The organism is Micromonospora sp. NPDC051006 (assembly GCF_044456245.1).
Classification (GTDB): Bacteria; Actinomycetota; Actinomycetes; order Mycobacteriales; family Micromonosporaceae; genus Micromonospora.
In genome coordinates, this window is the sequence record NZ_JBITFP010000012.1 from 173,158 (window position 1) to 188,135 (window position 14,978).

The following is a 14,978-nucleotide window of genomic DNA, read 5'->3' on the forward strand; positions in this document are numbered from 1 at the left end:
CTATCGGCCACGGCTCTGCCGCGGCGGGTGTGGCCCGGAAGACGCGCCGCCCGCGGGGGCCGACCGCGGCGAACCAGGCGTGGCTCGCGCGACGTCCGGGCCGCCGAATGCCGGACCGAGCGGCGCTTCGGCGGTGTCGACCTCGGCGCGCGCCGGTTCGGCGCAGGCGGACGCGGGTACCTCGGTGCGGCCCGCAGTGGCGGATTCCGGACAGCCGGGCGCGGCGACCTGGACCGGCTCGGGGGCGGCGGCCGGCTCGGGCCGGCTGGGCGCGGTGGCCCGGCCGGCGCGGGGCAGCCCGTCGGCCGGGCTGACCGCGCCGACCGGCACCGGGAGTTCCCGCGCGGTGAGCGCCCGGCGGCTGCTCACCCGGTAGGTGTCGCGGCCGGCGCCCTTGGCCGCGTAGAGCGCGTCGTCGGCCGCGTCCAACACCTGCTGGCCGGTGCTGGCGTGGTCGGGGTAGACCGCGATGCCGATGGAGACGGTCACCCGGATCGGCACCGGGGCGCCGGCATGCGCCTCGACGGGGATCGCGGTGTCTCGGATGGCCGCGCCGAGGCGCTCCGCCACGATCGCGGCGCCCCGGGCGTCGGTCTCCGGCAGCAGCAGCACGAACTCCTCGCCGCCCTGCCGGAAGGCCAGGTCGACCTCGCGGATCTCGTCGCGTAGCCGCCGGGCGAACTCGGCCAGCACGGTGTCCCCGGCCGCGTGCCCCCAGGTGTCGTTGACGTCCTTGAACCGGTCGAGGTCGAGGGCGAGCACGCTGAGCATCCGGCCGAACCGGCTGGCCCGCTCGACCTCCCGGCGGATCGACTCGCGCAGGTAGCGGTAGTTCCACAGCCCGGTCAGCGGGTCGGTGAGGGAGAGCCGCTGCGCCTCCTCGTGCACCCGGACGTTGTCCACGGCCACCGCCGCGTGGCCCGCGAAAGTGCGCAGGGTGTCCAGGTCGTCGTCGTCGAACTCGTCCGCGCCGAGGCGGTCGTAGAGGGCCAGCACGCCGAGCGCCGCGGCCGGGGCGACGGGGTCGGTCCCGCCGCCGGCGCCGGGCAGCTCGACCGTCGGCGTCTCGTCCGGCCCCCCGGCGGGCGGCGCCGCGCCCGCGCCGGTCCCGCCGGTCGCCGCCGGGTCCGCCGGAGCGCCGGCAGCGCCGCCCGTCGCGCCCGGCCCGCCGGGGGTGGCGAACGGGACCGCGATGTACGTCCGGCAGCGCGGCTCCCCCGGCGGCACGTCCGTCGGTTCCATCCGCCCGCGCTGCGGCTCGCCGGTGGCCGCGACCGCGCCGACCACGCCGCTGCCGACGGGCACCCGCAGCAGCGCCGCGCCGTCCGGCTCGGGGCAGCGCCCGTCGAGGCCCGCGGTGCACTGCGCGACGAGCATCCCGTTGGAGTCGACCAGCAGCACCGCCCCGGCCCGGGCGCCGGTGGCCGCGATCGCGCTGTGCAGGATCACCCGCAGGATGCGTTGCAGGTCGTGGGTGCTGGCCAGGGTGTCCCCGAGCACCGCCAGGTGGCCCCGCAGCTGGTCCCGGCTGCTGGTCAGCGCGGCCACGTAGGAGCCGGTCTCCCGGGTCATCCGGTTGAAGGCGCCGGCCAGCCGGCCCAGTTCGTCGCGGGTGCGTACCGGAACCCGGGCGGTCAGGTCGCCCTGCGCCACCCGGTCGACCGCGGCGGCCAGCTCGACCAGCGGCCGGGTGGTGACCCGGGCCAGCCGCCAGGCGGCCAGCACGGCGAGCACCGCCGCCAGCACCACCGCCGCGAGGAGCGCGGTCGGCAACCCCGGCGGCCGGTCGCTCGGGATCGAGAGCACCAGCGGCAGCGGCTGCCCGGACGAGGGACCGATCCGACGTACGTACCGGCCGTCGGCGGTTTCGCTGACCCCCTCGCCGTCCAGCGTGCCGGCGGCGGCCAGCACCGCGTCGCGTACCTCTCGGGATTCGGTGGTGTGGGTGACCCGCGCGGGCCCGGCGTCGTCGTCGAGCAGGGTGACCGCCACGCCGGTCACCGCGGCCAGGCGGGCGACGAAGGCCGGGTCGACCGGCTGCGCCGCGGTGACCGTGCCGAGCGTCGCGCCGGCGCGGTCGCGCAGGTCGACCCGGGCGGTCAGCGCCCGGACCGGGCCGCTCGTCGGCGCGGCGCCGGCGCACTCCGACCAGGGGGTCGGCGGCGCGCCGGGGGTGGTGTACGTGACCCGGCCGGCCATGTCGCTGACCATCACCGCGGCGGCCAGGCCCCGGCTGACCACCTGCGCGGCGGCGCCGCTCGGGTCGCCGGTCAGCGCCACCGCGTCGGCCGCGGCGCGCAACTGCTGGCAGAGGGCGTCGACCGAGGTACGCACGGTCGCGGCGGCCACCGCCAGCCGCTCGGTGGAGCGACCGCGGTCGACGGCGTTGACCGTCGAGGCGACGAAGAGCGCGCCGAGCACGACCGGGCCGAGGACCACCACGAGGAAGGCCGCCGTCAACCGCCCGCGTAGCGTCACTCGGTTCCCCCCGGAAGTTCCGCCTCCGATGCTGCGATGCTGACACAGAGCCACCATGGGAGAGGCGTTGCGTCAGGAGTGTTGCGTGCCGGAATTTTCTGATGGAGCGGAAGTGACGCATGTGGCGAAACGCGACATGCGTGTCGAGTTGCTCGCTCGCCGCCGGAAACTCAGCGTCGCGGACCGGGCCGCCGCCGCGGGCCGCGTCCAGGCCGAGCTGGTGGCGCTGGTACGCCGGCTGCGCCCGGCCCGGATGACGGCGTACGTGCCGGTCGGCTCGGAGCCCGGTGGGTCCGAGCTGCCGGAGGCGTTGCGCGCGGCGCTGCCGCCCGGCGGCGAGCTGCTGCTCCCGGTGCTCCGCCCGGATCTCGACCTGGACTGGGCCGGGTACGCCGGGCCGGGCTCGCTCGCCGCGGCGGGCCGGGGGATGCGCGAGCCGACCGGGCCACGGCTCGGGGTGGCCGCGATCACCGGCGCCGAGCTGGTGGTGGTGCCCGCGCTGGCCGTCGACCGGCGAGGGCTGCGGCTGGGCCGGGGCGGCGGCTCGTACGACCGGGCGCTGGCCCGGGTGCCGGCCGCCACGCTGACCGTGGTCCCGCTGCACGACGGCGAGCTGGTCGCGGCCGTTCCCGCCGAGCCGCACGACCGCCCGGTACGCGCGGTGGTCACCCCCGCCGGCGGCCTGCGTACGCTTGACGTCGCGCCACCCGCACCGGGTGCGCCGCCGGGTGTCGCGCCCCACACTTCCGCTGGACGAACCCGGGGCGAATGACGCACCATTGGCACTCGAAGATGCCGAGTGCCAACCGGCCGAGTCTGATCCGGAGGAAACGTGCCCACGTACCAGTACGCCTGCACCGCGTGCGGCCAGCAGCTCGAGGCGGTCCAGTCGTTCTCCGACGCGCCGCTGACCGAGTGCCCGGCGTGTGCGGGGCGGCTGCGCAAGGTCTTCAACTCGGTCGGCATCGTGTTCAAGGGCTCCGGGTTCTACCGCACCGACTCCCGCTCGTCCGGCTCCGACACGGTGCCGAACGGCGGCGGCAAGCCGGCGAAGTCGGAGTCCTCTACCGACTCGTCCAGCTCGACCTCGTCGTCGACCTCCGCGTCGTCGAACGGCTCGTCGAGCGGTTCGTCGAGCGGCTCGTCCAACGGCGGAGCTTCGAAGGCCTCGGCCGCCAGCAGCACCAGCAGCTCGGCGTCCTGAGCCGCAGGGCCGGCGCATAGCAGCCCGGCCCGCCCCACGGGGGTTGTCCACAGGCCGGCCGGTTGTCCACAGGCCGCCGGTCGGTGGCCGGTCCGGCGGCCCGCCCGCCCCTAACCTGCTGCCCAGGGGCGCCTCGTCGGCGCTCTGCCGAGGGCGGGAGCGATGGCGATGGCGAACGGCGGCGCGGGCACGGCGGAATCACTGCGCCCGGTACGCCGACCACGCCTCCCGCGCGGTGGCACGCTGCTCCGGGCCGGGCTGGTCGCCGTACTGCTCGGCCTGGCGGCGGCCGTGCTGCACACGCCGTCCGACTGTCCCCCGGCGCCCCGGGCCGCGTCGGGCCCGTCCGGTACCCAACCGACCACGCCGGCCGGGGCTGCCGACCCGCGGCTGACGGCTGGCCCGCAGCCGGCCACGGCACCCGAAGACCCGCACCCGACCGGTGTGCCGTTTCCGCTGCCCACCGGCCTGGTGGGGGTGCCGGTCCGGCTGGCCGAGCCGGCCGCGCTAGCGGTGGTCCGGCCGGGCGCGCGGGTCGACCTGCTCGCCGTGCCGGCCGGTGGTCGCCCCGGCGAGGCGAGCCTGCTGGCGGCCCGGGCGCTGGTGCTCGACGTGGTGGGCGTCGGCGCGACCGACGGCTCGGCCGCCCTCTACCTCGCCCTCCGACCCGACCAGGCGCAGCGCGCGGTCGGCCAGCCGGAGGGCAGCCGGTTCGCCGTCGTGGTGCGCGGCTGAGCCGCAGCCGGCCGCTGCCTCTTCGACGGTCGCTCAGTCCCAGTGCGGTGGGCGCTCGGCGAGCAGCCAGTCGTCGCTGCCGCCGGCCCGCTCGCCCCAGCCACGGTCGGTATCGTCCGCCGTCTGCTCGGGCAGCACCAAGAAGTCGTCGTCGCTCAGGTCGACCGGGCGGTCGTCGTCGCCACGGGCACCCGGGTCCTCGGTGTTCACGACGGGCAAGACTAACGCAGCCCCGGCCACCCGGCCCCGGCCGCTCTGCCGCGTCGCCCGGTTCTCGGGTCGCGCCGTTGGTAGCGTCGGACGGCGTGACGACCCCCACCGGTGGCAGCTCCCCGGACGACTACTGGCGGCGACCGCCGGCCGGCGGTGACGGGCCCGTGGACCAGCCCACCGCGTCCCCGGCCGGCGGGAGCGGACCGCCCGGCGGATACACCGGCCCGCCGCCGAGCACACCGCCGCCAGCCGGCTGGCGTCCACCCGTACACCTGGAACCGGCCCCGCCGCGCCGCCTGCCGCCGCAGGACATGGCCGCGCTGGACGTGGCGGAGCAGCGGGCGCAGCGGGTGACCTACAGCTTCGGCGCGGTGGCCGGGGTGGTGCTGCTGGTCCTGGTCTGCCTGCTCTGCTCCCGGATCATCCTCTGACCGGCCGCCCGGGGCGGTCAGAGCGTGGTGCCCCAGACCGTCTCGGCGCCGGAGTGCCCGGTCAGGTAGACGTAGACCAGCGAGGCGCCGGCCAGCGCGACCACCGCGACGGCGAGCACCGGGGTGACGAGCGCCGGCAGCCTCGGCACCCGCGGGTGGCCGCTGGTCACCACCAGCAGCAGGAGGACCAGGATGCCGAGCGGGACGACGATCCGGAACAGGATGTCGCCGTACCGGGAGTGCTCGAAGATCTGATCGAGGATCGGGCCCTGGAAGCCCCGCGCGACCAGCGCGTCGGTGAACGCCTCACCGGACTGCACGGCCACGAACGTGGCCACCGGCGCGACCACCGCCAGGATGCCGGTCGCCCAGTCCAGCCGGGAGCGCCAGCGCGGCAGCGCGGCGTACGCCACGGCGAGCACCGCCAGCAGTGGCACGAACACCACGACCGCGTGCACCACCAGGACGTGCAGCGGTAGGCCCAGGACCTCCTCGAACATCGACCCCTCCAGGTTGATCACGGTTGCGGCCTGCCAGCCTACGGTCCAGCCGCCGACGGTCTCCTTGATCGGCTACACGCAGGCCGTCCCGAACCGGTTCACCGCCGCCCAAACCCGACCCGCTCGGGCTGTGTCCGCGACCACCCGACGCCGCAGCTCAGTTGTCGATGGAGGTGACGCGTGCTGTCATTGGCGCATGTCCGGTCCCGAGGAGCTGCTCCGGTCCAGGGGCCTGCGGGTCACCCGGCCGCGCCTCGCCGTGCTGGACGTGCTGGCCGCGGGCGGTCACCTGGAGGTCGACGAGATCACCCGTCGGGTCCGCGAGCGGCTCGACTCGGTCTCCACCCAGGCGGTCTACGACGTCCTCGGCGCGCTGTCCCGGGCCGGTCTCTCCCGCCGGATCGAGCCGGCCGGCAGCCCCGCCCGCTACGAGTCGCGGACGGGCGACAACCACCACCACGTGGTCTGCCGGGGCTGCGGCGAGATCGCCGATGTCGACTGCACGGTCGGCAGCGCCCCCTGCCTCGACCCGCACACCACCCACGGCTATGAGGTCGACGAGGCTGAGGTGACCTTCTGGGGGCTCTGCCCGGGCTGCCAGGCCCGCCGCACCGCCGACGAGTGACCCGCGCCGCCCGGGTCGTGGCACTCTTGATCCGTGGACTCCGATGACCTCGGCCTCTTCGGTCCGGGTTCGGTCACGTGGAAGGTGCACGAGGAGCCGATCCTGATCGTCGCCGGCCTCCGCTCGCTCTACCTCCAGGCGCTGCATCCGCGCGCGATGGCCGGGGTGGCGCAGAACAGCAACTACCGCACCGACGCCTGGGGGCGCCTGGTCCGCACCGCCAACTACGTCGGCGTCACCGTCTACGGGACCACCGCCGAGGCGGAGTCGGCCGGTCGACGGCTGCGCCGCCTGCACGCCCGGCTCCGGGCCACCGACCCGGCCACCGGCGAGCAGTTCCGCATCGACGAACCTGACCTGCTGCGCTGGGTGCACGTCACCGAGGTGGAGTCGTTCCTGGACACCGCCCGGCGGGCCGGGTTGCCGCTGTCGCCAGCCGAGATCGACGGCTACTACACGGAGCAGCGCCGGGCGGCCGCCCTGGTCGGCCTCGACCCGGCGACCGTCCCCGGCACCGCCGCCGAGGTGGCCGACTACTACAGGGCCGTCCGCCCGGAGCTGCGGATGACCCGGGAGGCCGCCGAGACCGCGCTCTTCCTCACCGCGCCGCCGCTGCCCTGGAAGCTGAGCCTGCCGGCGCGGCTCGGCCTGACCCTCGGCCCGCCCCGGTGGGCCTACTTCGGCGTCGCCGGCACCGCGCTGGCGCTGCTGCCGGCATGGGCCCGTCGGATGTACGGCGGTCTCGGCCTGCCTACCACCGCGCTGTCGGCGGACCTGACCGTCCGGGCGCTCCGGCTCGCGCTCGCCGCGCTGCCCCGCCGCTATCGGGAGGGGCCGTTGCAGCAGGCCGCCAAGGAACGCGCCGCCCGCCTCGCCGGGGCCCCGGCCGCCGGCTGACCCGGCCACCCGCTGAGCCGGTGGCGCTGCCCCCGAGCCGTTGACCGTGCCGGCCGGGTGATCCGGCCGCCGCTCACTGCTGAGCCGGCTCCCCCTCGGGCGGGCGGTCGACCGCCGCCCACGGCTCCTTGCCCGGCGTCTGCGCCCCGGCCGGGCAGACCCGCCGGTAGTCGCACCAGCCGCACCGGGGGCTCGGCGAGGTCGGAAAGGCCTCGTCGGGATCCGAGCCGTCGGCGACCGCCCGCTCGGCGGCCATGATGTCGCGGGCGGTCTCCTCGGCGCGGCTCAGCTGCCGGGCCAGCGACTCCGCGGTGTGGTCGTGCCCGGCCACCGTGCCGGTCGGCAGGTGGTGCAGCTCGACCCGGCGGCACGGCCGGCGGAAGACCCGCTCGGCCGCGTAGGCGTAGAGCGCCAGCGCCTGGGAGCCTCGGGCGTCGTCGGCGTCCAGCCCGGTGCGGCCGGTCTTGTAGTCGACGATGACCAGCTCAGGGCCCTCGGGACCGGGGCGGGAGTCGATCCGGTCGGCCCGGCCGTTGAAGGCCAGCACGGCGGTCTTGACCGCGACCACCCGCTCCACCCCGAGCGGGTCGACCTCCGGTTCGAGCGTCTCGACGTAGGCCTCGAGCCAGCCGAGCGCTCGCCGGTAGGCCGCCCGCTCCTGCTCGTCGTCGCGGTAGCCCTCGCGGACCCAGGTGCCCCGCAGCAGCCCGGCCAGCGCCTCCGGCCGGCGTCGATCGAGGGGCAGCGCGTACCAGTTCTTCAGAGCGGTGTGCACGCTGGCACCGAGCGAGTTGTGCGCCCACGGCGGGCCTTTGGGCGGCGCCGGGCGGTCGACGTAGGAGTAGCGGTAGCGGCGGGGGCAGTCGGCGTAGGCGCCGAGCTTGCTCGGAGTGCAGACGAAGAGCCGCTCCGGCATGCCCTCGAAGCCGAGCTGCTCGGCCTGCCCCTCGCGGGGGCGGGGGGCGCGCCCGGAGGAGGGTCGGCCGGCTGGGGTGGGTCGTCGCACGCCTGCGATCCTGCCATCCACCTACGACAGCCGCGCGGACGCGCTCAGACCATGTTGACGTACTGCGTGACGAACGCGGCCACCGCGTCCGCGATGAGCTGCACCGCGATCGCGGCCAGCAGCAGACCGGCGATGCGGGTGAGCACCTCGATCCCGCCCGGCCGCAGGATCTTCACGATCCCGCCGGAGAAGCGGAGCACGATCCAGACCGCGGCCATCACCGCGATGATCGCGGTGCCGATCGCCACGAAGTCGGTGGCGCCCTCCGCCTGCTGGACGAAGAGCATGGTGGCCACGATCGCACCCGGGCCGGCCAGCAGCGGCGTGCCCAACGGCACCAGGGCGATGTTCGAGGTGGACTGCCCGCTCGGCTCGTCGCCCTTGCCGGTCAGCAGCTCCAGCGCGACCAGCACCAGCAGCAGCCCGCCGGCGGCCTGGAGCGCGGGCAGGTCGACGTGCAGGTAGTCGAGCAGGGTCTGCCCGGCCACCGCGAAGACCACGATCACGCCGAGCGCCAGCGCGACCGCCTGCCAGGCGGCCCGGTGCCGGTCCCGGGCGGAGAGCGGGCCGGTCAGCGCGAGGAAGATGGGCATCATGCCCGGCGGGTCGGTGATCACCAGCAGGGTCACGAAGACCTCACCGAAGAGCTTGAGATCCACCCGATCAACCTAGCGGCGGCGCCGGAGGCCGATCCGCGGATCAGCCGGAAGCGACTTCGGTCACCCCGCCGGCCTCCGCGACGATCCGCTCGTACGCCTCCGGGTCGGTGGTGAACGCGCCGAGCCGGACTGTCTTGTGCGTGCCGTGGAAGTCGGAGGATCCGGTGACCAGCAACCCCAGTTCGGCGGCGAGCCCCCGCACGTGCGCCCGCTCGGCCGGGGAGTGGTCCTCGTGGTCCGCTTCCAGCCCGGCGAGCCCGGCCGCCGCCAGCTCGGCGATCAACTCGTCCGGCACCACCCGCCCCCGCCGCGTGGCGCGCGGGTGGGCGAAGACCGGTACACCGCCGGCCGCCCGGACCAGCCGCACCGCGTGGAACACGTCGATGTCCTCCTTGGGCAGCCGGTAGCGCTCACCCAGCCAGTCCGGCCCGAACGCCTCGCTGGTGCTGGTGACCAGACCGGCCCGGATCAGGGCCAGCGCGATGTGTGGCCGGCCGACGGTGCCCCCGGCCGCGCCGGCCAGGATCTCCGGCCAGCTGACGTCGATGCCGTCGGCCCGCAGCAGGTTCACGATCCGTTCGCCACGCTCCTCGCGGGCGGCCCGCACCCGGGCCAGTTCGGCGACCAGCTCCGGCGCGTCCGGGTCGAAGAGGTACGCCAGCAGGTGCAGCGGCACCGCGGGCTCGGCGCCGAACCATCGGCAGGAGAGTTCCGCCCCCCGGACCAGGCGGAGCCCGGTCGGCAGCGCGTCCAGCGCGGGCGCCCAGCCGGCGGTGCTGTCGTGGTCGGTGATCGCCACCACGTCGAGCCCTGCGTCCGCGGCCGCGCGTACCAGCTCCGCAGGGCTCAGCGTGCCGTCGCTGGCCGTCGAGTGGGTGTGCAGGTCGATCCGGCTGGCCGGACTGGTACGCGGGGTCATCGCCCGACGCTACCGGCGACGCCGCCCGCTCACCCGCCCGGGCCGTGGCGCCCCGGAACCGGGACGCCGGACCGCCGGGCGGTCAGGAGCCGCTCACCACCACCGGGCGGTCGGTCGGGCCGGCGCCGGGCACCGGGGCCGGGGCGGCCGGCTCGCCGGCCAGCACACTCTTCACCTGCACCCGGACCAGCTCGCCCGAGCCGTCGACGTACGCCGCGGCGTCGGGCGACGCCCAGGCCACCGCGCCGGTCATCGGAGGTCCGGCGGGGCGGGCGTTCACCGTGCCGCCGATCCGCGTCACGTCGATCAGCAGGGCGCTCTCCGCGCCGTCGAACCGGCCGTTCGCCAGCAGCCACCGGCCGTCCCCGGAGACCGCGCCGAGCCCGTCCTGGCTCAGGGTGGTGCCGCATCCGGTGTGCACCGGGGCCAGCTCGCGGCCCGGGTCGACCACGGCGAGGCAGGGGCCGTCGGCCCGAGCGCCGGAGATCTGCCCGACCAGTCGACCGTCGGGCAGGGCGCCGTAGAGGTTCAGGGTGGCCCGATCGGCGTCCCCCGAGACCGGGCCGACACTCGGGTGCCAGATGGTGTGGCCGGGCCGGGCCGGGTCGAGCCGGACCAGCACGGCGTCCCCGACGAAGCCCTCCGGCACGGCGGCGGCCGGCGCGGGGGTGCGGACCGGCGCGATCAGCTGGGTACCGACGACCCCGGCGGAGACCAGGTCGGCGCCGTCGCGCCAGGCCACCTGCCGGCCGTCCGCCGACACGATGATCGTTTCCGCGCCGGCCAGCAGCACCTGGGCGTTGCCTTCCCGGGACACCGACCAGAGCGAGCGGCCCGCGGTGGTGGCGGCGCCGACCACCAGCCAGCCGGCGTTCTCCGGCAGCCGATGGGCCCGCTCGGCGGGGCCGACGCCGGCCAGCGCGACCCGCCGCCCGTCCGCAGCGACGATGACGGTCCCCACGATCAGGTCCACCTCGGTGCCGGGCGCCTGCCCGTCGACGATCGCCGGCTCCGAGGAGAGAACGGGATTCGGCCGGGCCGAGGCGTACGGGTCACCGAGCACGACCGTCGGCGGGGCCGACCGACGCGGCTCGGCGCCCAGCTGGGCCACCCCCGTGCTGACCACCACCGTGGCGACGGCGGCCAGGGCCAGACCGGTCATGGTGCGCTGGCGCTGGACCCGCCGGGCGCGGCGGATCGCGTCGCCGGCCGGGTCGACGGCGAGCGGCCGGGGCACGGCGACCTGCTGGGAGAAGGTCTCCCGCACCGCCGATTCCAGCTCGTCCTTCGTCACCTCGAATGGACGCGCCGGGACGGCAATCCGGTTGCCACCCCGACGCCGAGTGGCGGTCACCGCTGTTCCCCGCGGGCACTGCCGGCCGGGACGCCGGAGACCGGGGCGGCGAAGGCGGCGGCCGGGACCGGGACATCATCCGCCGGCCCGCCGGGTGGTACTCGTCGTGCCCGGTCGGCAACCGGACCGGCAGCCGGCTGGGCGCCGCGGTCGGGCGCCGCCGCCGCGGCCTGCCGCGGGATCGGGTCGGAGCCGGAGACGGTGGTGGGCGCGGTGCCGGCCGCCGAGACGGCCGGCTCGGACGACCGGGCGTCGGGGCGAGCCGACGGGGGTCTGGGCGCCGCCGGCCGGAGCCCCCGGCTCGGCCGCGCCGGCGCGGCGCTCGGCTCGACGGCCAGTTCCTGAGCGGCCTCGGCGCCCATCCGCTTGCGCAGGGTGGCCAGCGCGCGCGACGTCTGGCTCTTCACCGTGCCCGGGGAGATGTCGAGCAGCGCGGCGGTCTGCGCCTCGGACATGTCCTCGTAGTAGCGCAGCACCAGCACGGCCCGCTGCCGGGTAGGCAGCGCGCTGAGGTGGCGCCAGAGCACGTCCCGGTCGAGCTGCTGCTCGATCTCGTCGGCGGCGGCCCGCTCCGGCAGCACCTCGGTGGGGCGCTCACCGTGCCAGCGTCGCCGCCACCAACTGGTCGACGTGTTCACCATCACCCGGCGGGCGTACGGCTCGATCGCCTCGATCCCGCCGAGCCGCTTCCAGGCGAGGTAGGTCTTGGTCAGCGCGGTCTGCAGCAGGTCCTCGGCGGTGGCCCAGTCGGCGGTCAGCAGGTAGGCGGTGCGCAGGAGAGCGCCGGATCGGGCCGCGACGAACTCGCGGAACTCCTCCTCCAGCGGATCCCTGTTCCCCACTGCCCACCTCCACACCCCGACCGTCCTGGCAGGTTGTCATGCCAGGGCGGCCGAGGTCCATGGCGAAAGGTGTGCACTTCCTCCGATGTTCGGACAGATTCGGTCACGCGCCGTCGTCGGCCTTGGCCTCGTCCGCTTCCTTGCCCAGCCGCGCCTCGACCGCCTGCGGCTCGTACATCTCTTCGACCACTCGCAGGTAGAGCTCGTTCGGGTTGGGCAGGTTCTTGATCTCGCGCAGCGCCTGCTCCTGGCCGGCGGACTCCAGCACGAAGGTGCCGTAGTTGAGCGCCCGGCCGCTCGGCGTCTGCTCGTACTTCATGTCGGTGACCCGCACCAGCGGCATCATCGCCACCCGGCGGGTGATGATGCCGTTGACCACCATCACCCGCTTGTTGGTCAGGATGAACCGGTCGTACCACCAGTCGGCGACCTTCCACGCCACCCAGCCCATCACCGCGAACCAGAGCAGCACGGCGATGGTGGTGAGCGCACCGACGTCCTGCCCGGCGAGGAAGCCGGAGAGGTAGCCGAGCACGAAGGTCGCGGCGATCCCGATGAGGATCGGCGTGGCGAGGTGGATCCAGTGCCGCTTCCACTCGCCCCGGTAGCGCTCGGTCGGGAAGAGGTAGCGGGCGACCAGGGAGCTGGGCTCGTCCTCCAGCGGCAGCACCCGCCGGGGCGCGTTGCCGGCCGCGTCGGCGCGCAGACCGGCCAGTTCGTCCTCGGAGATCGCCGGGGCCTGGTAGCCGGCCTCCGGGTCGCGGATCCAGGACCGGCTGGAGCGGCCCTCGCCCGCGTAGCCGGGCCCGGCGCCGTAGCCGACGTCGTCCGAAAGGGACGGACCGTCGGAGAGGCCGGGACCGGCGCCGTAGCCGGGCCCCTCGTCTGGGGGGACCCGGGGGATCGGCTCCGTGTCGCGTTCCCGGCGCTCCCGGTCAGGGTCGTCCGGGTCGAAGGGTGGACCGGAGGGGCTGCCCATCGGGGGTCAGGCGACGAGGCTGGTGAAGAAGTCGCCGAACCCCTGGGCGATATCCATGATCCCGCCGCCGAGCGACTTGAACACATCCGCCGCAGAGTTTGGCCGGTAGGCGACGAAGAAGATCAAGAATGCGATACCGGCCCAGGTGAGGACCTTCTTGACCATGGCGGGCCATCCTCTCGCGCGGCGCCGGGTCCCATTACCGCAGCGGCACCCAGAGTATCAGTGTGGTGTCGTACAGTGAATATCTGCGTCCGTTCTCCGTCATTCCGGGAGGGTTGTCAAGCCCTCCCGTGCAGGTACGGAGATGGTGCGCCGTACACGAGTTCGGGTGGAGTCCACTCGGTCAGGTCGTGCAACACGACGTCCTCCGCGAGCAGGTGACCCGCACTCGCCGGCCAGGCTATCGCATGCAGCCACATTCCCCGAGCCTCGCCGGCGTACGCGCTTCGATCCGTCGGTGAATGAACCAACCACAGTGGAGTTGGGTGCCCGGCCACCCGGATCCGGGCCTGGCCGACGTGCTCGGGGTGGCCCGGGCCGGGGTCGGTCAACGCCTCGGCGAGCTGCGGGCCGGGATCCGGCCCGGCCATGCCCGCGAGCCGGGTACCCAGGCCGACGCCCGGCTCCTCGGCGACGAAGACCAGGTCGGCCGGGCCGCCGCCGAGCGGCTCGGGGCCGGCGCAGGCCACCGCGGTGGCCCGTACGCCGGTGCGGTCGTCCCCGGCGTACGCCACCCCGGTCATCGTCCAGCCCGGCGGCAGCGGCCACGGGCACCAGAGTGGCGCAGCCGGCCGATGTGGTGGCTCGGCGGCGGCGGTGATCCGTTCCACCACGCTCGCCACGATCTCGGCTCCGATGTGTTCGGGAACGTGCAGCGGCGACACCGGCCCGCACCGCACACACCTCGACTCGGTGTGCATGAGGTCCGGTGACCGGACCTGGCTTCCGCATCTGGGACAACTCACCGCGACACTCACATCCCCACCGTCACCCCGTCGGGCGGGGCCGTCAAGCGGAGCAGCCGTTTCCGTCGCGAATGGCGAGGAATCGGCCGGCACCCCTGCCCGAACACGCGCCCGCCGCTCGGACGGCGGCAGGTAGCCCGTGCGGCTCTCCCCCGGGATCAGTCCGGCGGCGGGCCGGCGTACGCCCGGATCCAGGCGTGCATGGCGATGCCGCTGGCCACCCCGGCGTTGATCGAGCGGGTCGAGCCGTACTGGGCGATGGAGAAGAGTTGGTCACAGGCGGCCCGGGCCGGCTCCGACAGGCCCGGCCCCTCCTGACCGAAGAGCAGTACGCAGCGTCGCGGCAGGGTGGTGGTCTCCATCGGGCGGGAGCCGGGCAGGTTGTCGATGCCGACGATCGGCAGCTCATGGGCGGTCGCCCAGGCCACGAACTCCTCGATCGTCTCGTGGTGCCGCACGTGCTGATAGCGGTCGGTCACCATCGCGCCGCGCCGGTTCCACCGTCGCCGGCCCACGATGTGCACCTCGGCGGCGAGGAAGGCGTTCGCGTTGCGCACCACCGCGCCGATGTTGAAGTCGTGCTGCCAGTTCTCGATCGCCACGTGGAAGTCGTGCCGGCGGCGGTCCAGGTCGGCGACGACCTCCTCGCGCCGCCAGTAGCGGTAGCGGTCGACCACGTTGCGCCGGTCCCCCTCGGCGAGCAGTTCGGGGTCGTACCGCGGGTCGTCCGGCAGGTCTCCCGGCCAGGGACCCACGCCGACGTCGAGCTGCTCACCGGTCACGGTCAGCAGAGGTTACGGCACCTGGCCGGGCCGTCCGCGCAGGCATCGGCCGGACGCTCCTATGCCGCGTCAAGTGGTTGTGGTGGGGTTTCGAGGCGTCGGTAGAGCTCTCGGGCGATGTAGCGCTTGAGGTAGCGTTTGATCTCTCGGTCGGTTTTGCCTTGGGTGCGGCGGCGGTCGGCGTAGGCGCGGGTGCGTTCGTCGTGTTGTAGGCGGGTCAGGACGACGGTGTGCAGGGCGCGGTTGAGTTGGCGGTCTCCTGAGCGGTTGAGGCGGTGGCGGACGGTTTTACCGGAGGACGCCGGGATCGGTGCGGCGCCGGCGAGCATGGCGAACGCGGCGTCGTTGCGGCAGCGTCCTGGGTGGGACCAGGCGGTGAGCACGGT

Annotated in this window: 19 protein-coding genes and 1 pseudogene; 6 read left to right on the forward strand and 14 right to left on the reverse strand. The window is 75.0% G+C overall.

From position 1 onward, the window contains the following. A complete protein-coding gene (locus ACIBBA_RS19975) occupies nucleotides 1-2,478 on the reverse strand; it encodes a diguanylate cyclase (protein ID WP_396699133.1) in 2,478 nt (825 codons plus the stop codon). 85 nt (nucleotides 2,479-2,563) lie between these two features. On the opposite strand from ACIBBA_RS19975, the gene ACIBBA_RS19980 reads away from it, so the two are divergent. Both ACIBBA_RS19980 and ACIBBA_RS19985 read left to right on the forward strand, forming a co-directional pair. After that, nucleotides 2,564-3,250: a 5-formyltetrahydrofolate cyclo-ligase gene (locus tag ACIBBA_RS19980; RefSeq protein ID WP_396699135.1), complete on the forward strand. Its 687-nt coding sequence runs from the start codon at nucleotides 2,564-2,566 to the stop codon at nucleotides 3,248-3,250. A gap of 60 nt (nucleotides 3,251-3,310) precedes the next feature. Then, nucleotides 3,311-3,403: pseudogene (locus ACIBBA_RS19985) on the forward strand (FmdB family zinc ribbon protein); the annotation flags it as partial. Between the two features lie 62 nt (nucleotides 3,404-3,465). On the opposite strand, the gene ACIBBA_RS19990 reads toward ACIBBA_RS19985, so the two are convergent. Continuing rightward, a complete protein-coding gene (locus ACIBBA_RS19990) occupies nucleotides 3,466-3,720 on the reverse strand; it encodes a hypothetical protein (RefSeq protein WP_396699179.1) in 255 nt (84 codons plus the stop codon). 130 nt (nucleotides 3,721-3,850) lie between these two features. Between ACIBBA_RS19990 and ACIBBA_RS19995 the strand changes: the two genes are divergently transcribed. After that, nucleotides 3,851-4,417, forward strand: coding sequence for a flagellar biosynthesis protein FlgA (locus ACIBBA_RS19995; RefSeq protein ID WP_396699173.1), 567 nt, complete (start codon nucleotides 3,851-3,853; stop codon nucleotides 4,415-4,417). Between the two features lie 33 nt (nucleotides 4,418-4,450). On the opposite strand, the gene ACIBBA_RS20000 is transcribed toward ACIBBA_RS19995, so the two are convergent. Next, nucleotides 4,451-4,627 carry a hypothetical protein gene (locus ACIBBA_RS20000; RefSeq protein ID WP_396699137.1) on the reverse strand — a complete coding sequence of 59 codons (177 nt, stop codon included), beginning with the start codon at nucleotides 4,625-4,627 and terminating at the stop codon, nucleotides 4,451-4,453. 95 nt (nucleotides 4,628-4,722) lie between these two features. On the opposite strand from ACIBBA_RS20000, the gene ACIBBA_RS20005 reads away from it, so the two are divergent. Then, entirely contained in the window at nucleotides 4,723-5,061 is a 339-nt protein-coding gene (locus ACIBBA_RS20005; RefSeq protein WP_396699138.1) for a hypothetical protein, read from the forward strand. A gap of 17 nt (nucleotides 5,062-5,078) precedes the next feature. Here ACIBBA_RS20005 and ACIBBA_RS20010 read toward each other — a convergent pair whose 3' ends face one another. After that, on the reverse strand, nucleotides 5,079-5,561 hold the full coding sequence (locus tag ACIBBA_RS20010; RefSeq protein WP_396699175.1) for a DUF2231 domain-containing protein: 483 nt from the start codon (nucleotides 5,559-5,561) through the stop codon (nucleotides 5,079-5,081). 196 nt (nucleotides 5,562-5,757) lie between these two features. Between ACIBBA_RS20010 and ACIBBA_RS20015 the strand changes: the two genes are divergently transcribed. Together ACIBBA_RS20015 and ACIBBA_RS20020 are read left to right on the forward strand one after the other, a co-directional pair. Next, complete coding sequence (locus ACIBBA_RS20015; protein WP_396699140.1) at nucleotides 5,758-6,186, forward strand: Fur family transcriptional regulator; 429 nt, start codon at nucleotides 5,758-5,760, stop codon at nucleotides 6,184-6,186. A 33-nt stretch (nucleotides 6,187-6,219) separates the two neighbouring features. Next, on the forward strand, nucleotides 6,220-7,083 hold the full coding sequence (locus ACIBBA_RS20020; protein ID WP_396699142.1) for an oxygenase MpaB family protein: 864 nt from the start codon (nucleotides 6,220-6,222) through the stop codon (nucleotides 7,081-7,083). Nucleotides 7,084-7,156: 73 nt separating this feature from the next. Here ACIBBA_RS20020 and ACIBBA_RS20025 read toward each other — a convergent pair whose 3' ends face one another. The 10 genes from ACIBBA_RS20025 to ACIBBA_RS20070 form a co-directional block, all read right to left on the reverse strand. Next, complete coding sequence (locus ACIBBA_RS20025; protein ID WP_396699177.1) at nucleotides 7,157-7,999, reverse strand: RecB family exonuclease; 843 nt, start codon at nucleotides 7,997-7,999, stop codon at nucleotides 7,157-7,159. 134 nt (nucleotides 8,000-8,133) lie between these two features. Beyond that, the gene (locus ACIBBA_RS20030) at nucleotides 8,134-8,748 is read right to left on the reverse strand and encodes a MarC family protein (protein ID WP_396699144.1); all 615 of its coding nucleotides are present in this window, start codon (nucleotides 8,746-8,748) and stop codon (nucleotides 8,134-8,136) included. 40 nt (nucleotides 8,749-8,788) lie between these two features. Then, complete coding sequence (locus ACIBBA_RS20035; protein WP_396699146.1) at nucleotides 8,789-9,667, reverse strand: PHP domain-containing protein; 879 nt, start codon at nucleotides 9,665-9,667, stop codon at nucleotides 8,789-8,791. 82 nt (nucleotides 9,668-9,749) lie between these two features. Further along, on the reverse strand, nucleotides 9,750-11,021 hold the full coding sequence (locus ACIBBA_RS20040) for a hypothetical protein (RefSeq protein ID WP_396699148.1): 1,272 nt from the start codon (nucleotides 11,019-11,021) through the stop codon (nucleotides 9,750-9,752). Then, on the reverse strand, nucleotides 11,018-11,863 hold the full coding sequence (locus tag ACIBBA_RS20045; protein WP_396699150.1) for a SigE family RNA polymerase sigma factor: 846 nt from the start codon (nucleotides 11,861-11,863) through the stop codon (nucleotides 11,018-11,020). The genes ACIBBA_RS20040 and ACIBBA_RS20045 overlap by 4 nt, the downstream gene beginning before the upstream one ends. Nucleotides 11,864-11,966: 103 nt before the next feature. Further along, the gene (locus ACIBBA_RS20050) at nucleotides 11,967-12,842 is read right to left on the reverse strand and encodes a PH domain-containing protein (RefSeq protein ID WP_396699152.1); all 876 of its coding nucleotides are present in this window, start codon (nucleotides 12,840-12,842) and stop codon (nucleotides 11,967-11,969) included. 6 nt (nucleotides 12,843-12,848) lie between these two features. Further along, nucleotides 12,849-13,007 (reverse strand): hypothetical protein, encoded by a 159-nt coding sequence (locus ACIBBA_RS20055; protein WP_007455302.1) that lies wholly within the window; start codon nucleotides 13,005-13,007, stop codon nucleotides 12,849-12,851. Nucleotides 13,008-13,123: 116 nt separating this feature from the next. Continuing rightward, nucleotides 13,124-13,822, reverse strand: coding sequence for a DUF6758 family protein (locus tag ACIBBA_RS20060; protein WP_396699154.1), 699 nt, complete (start codon nucleotides 13,820-13,822; stop codon nucleotides 13,124-13,126). Nucleotides 13,823-13,968: 146 nt separating this feature from the next. Beyond that, nucleotides 13,969-14,592: a TrmH family RNA methyltransferase gene (locus ACIBBA_RS20065; protein ID WP_396699156.1), complete on the reverse strand. Its 624-nt coding sequence runs from the start codon at nucleotides 14,590-14,592 to the stop codon at nucleotides 13,969-13,971. Nucleotides 14,593-14,651: 59 nt separating this feature from the next. After that, nucleotides 14,652-14,978 (reverse strand): transposase (locus ACIBBA_RS20070; RefSeq protein WP_396699158.1); only part of this gene is annotated, 327 nt, incomplete at its 5' end.

Coding starts and splice junctions, on each gene's coding strand:
- ACIBBA_RS19995 (WP_396699173.1), top strand. CDS start 3,851: ATGGCGAACGGCGGCGCGGGCACGGCGGAATCACTGCGCCCGGTACGC.
- ACIBBA_RS20010 (WP_396699175.1), bottom strand. CDS start 5,561: ATGTTCGAGGAGGTCCTGGGCCTACCGCTGCACGTCCTGGTGGTGCAC.
- ACIBBA_RS20015 (WP_396699140.1), top strand. CDS start 5,758: ATGTCCGGTCCCGAGGAGCTGCTCCGGTCCAGGGGCCTGCGGGTCACC.
- ACIBBA_RS20025 (WP_396699177.1), bottom strand. CDS start 7,999: ATGCCGGAGCGGCTCTTCGTCTGCACTCCGAGCAAGCTCGGCGCCTAC.
- ACIBBA_RS20035 (WP_396699146.1), bottom strand. CDS start 9,667: ATGACCCCGCGTACCAGTCCGGCCAGCCGGATCGACCTGCACACCCAC.
- ACIBBA_RS20050 (WP_396699152.1), bottom strand. CDS start 12,842: ATGGGCAGCCCCTCCGGTCCACCCTTCGACCCGGACGACCCTGACCGG.
- ACIBBA_RS20055 (WP_007455302.1), bottom strand. CDS start 13,007: ATGGTCAAGAAGGTCCTCACCTGGGCCGGTATCGCATTCTTGATCTTC.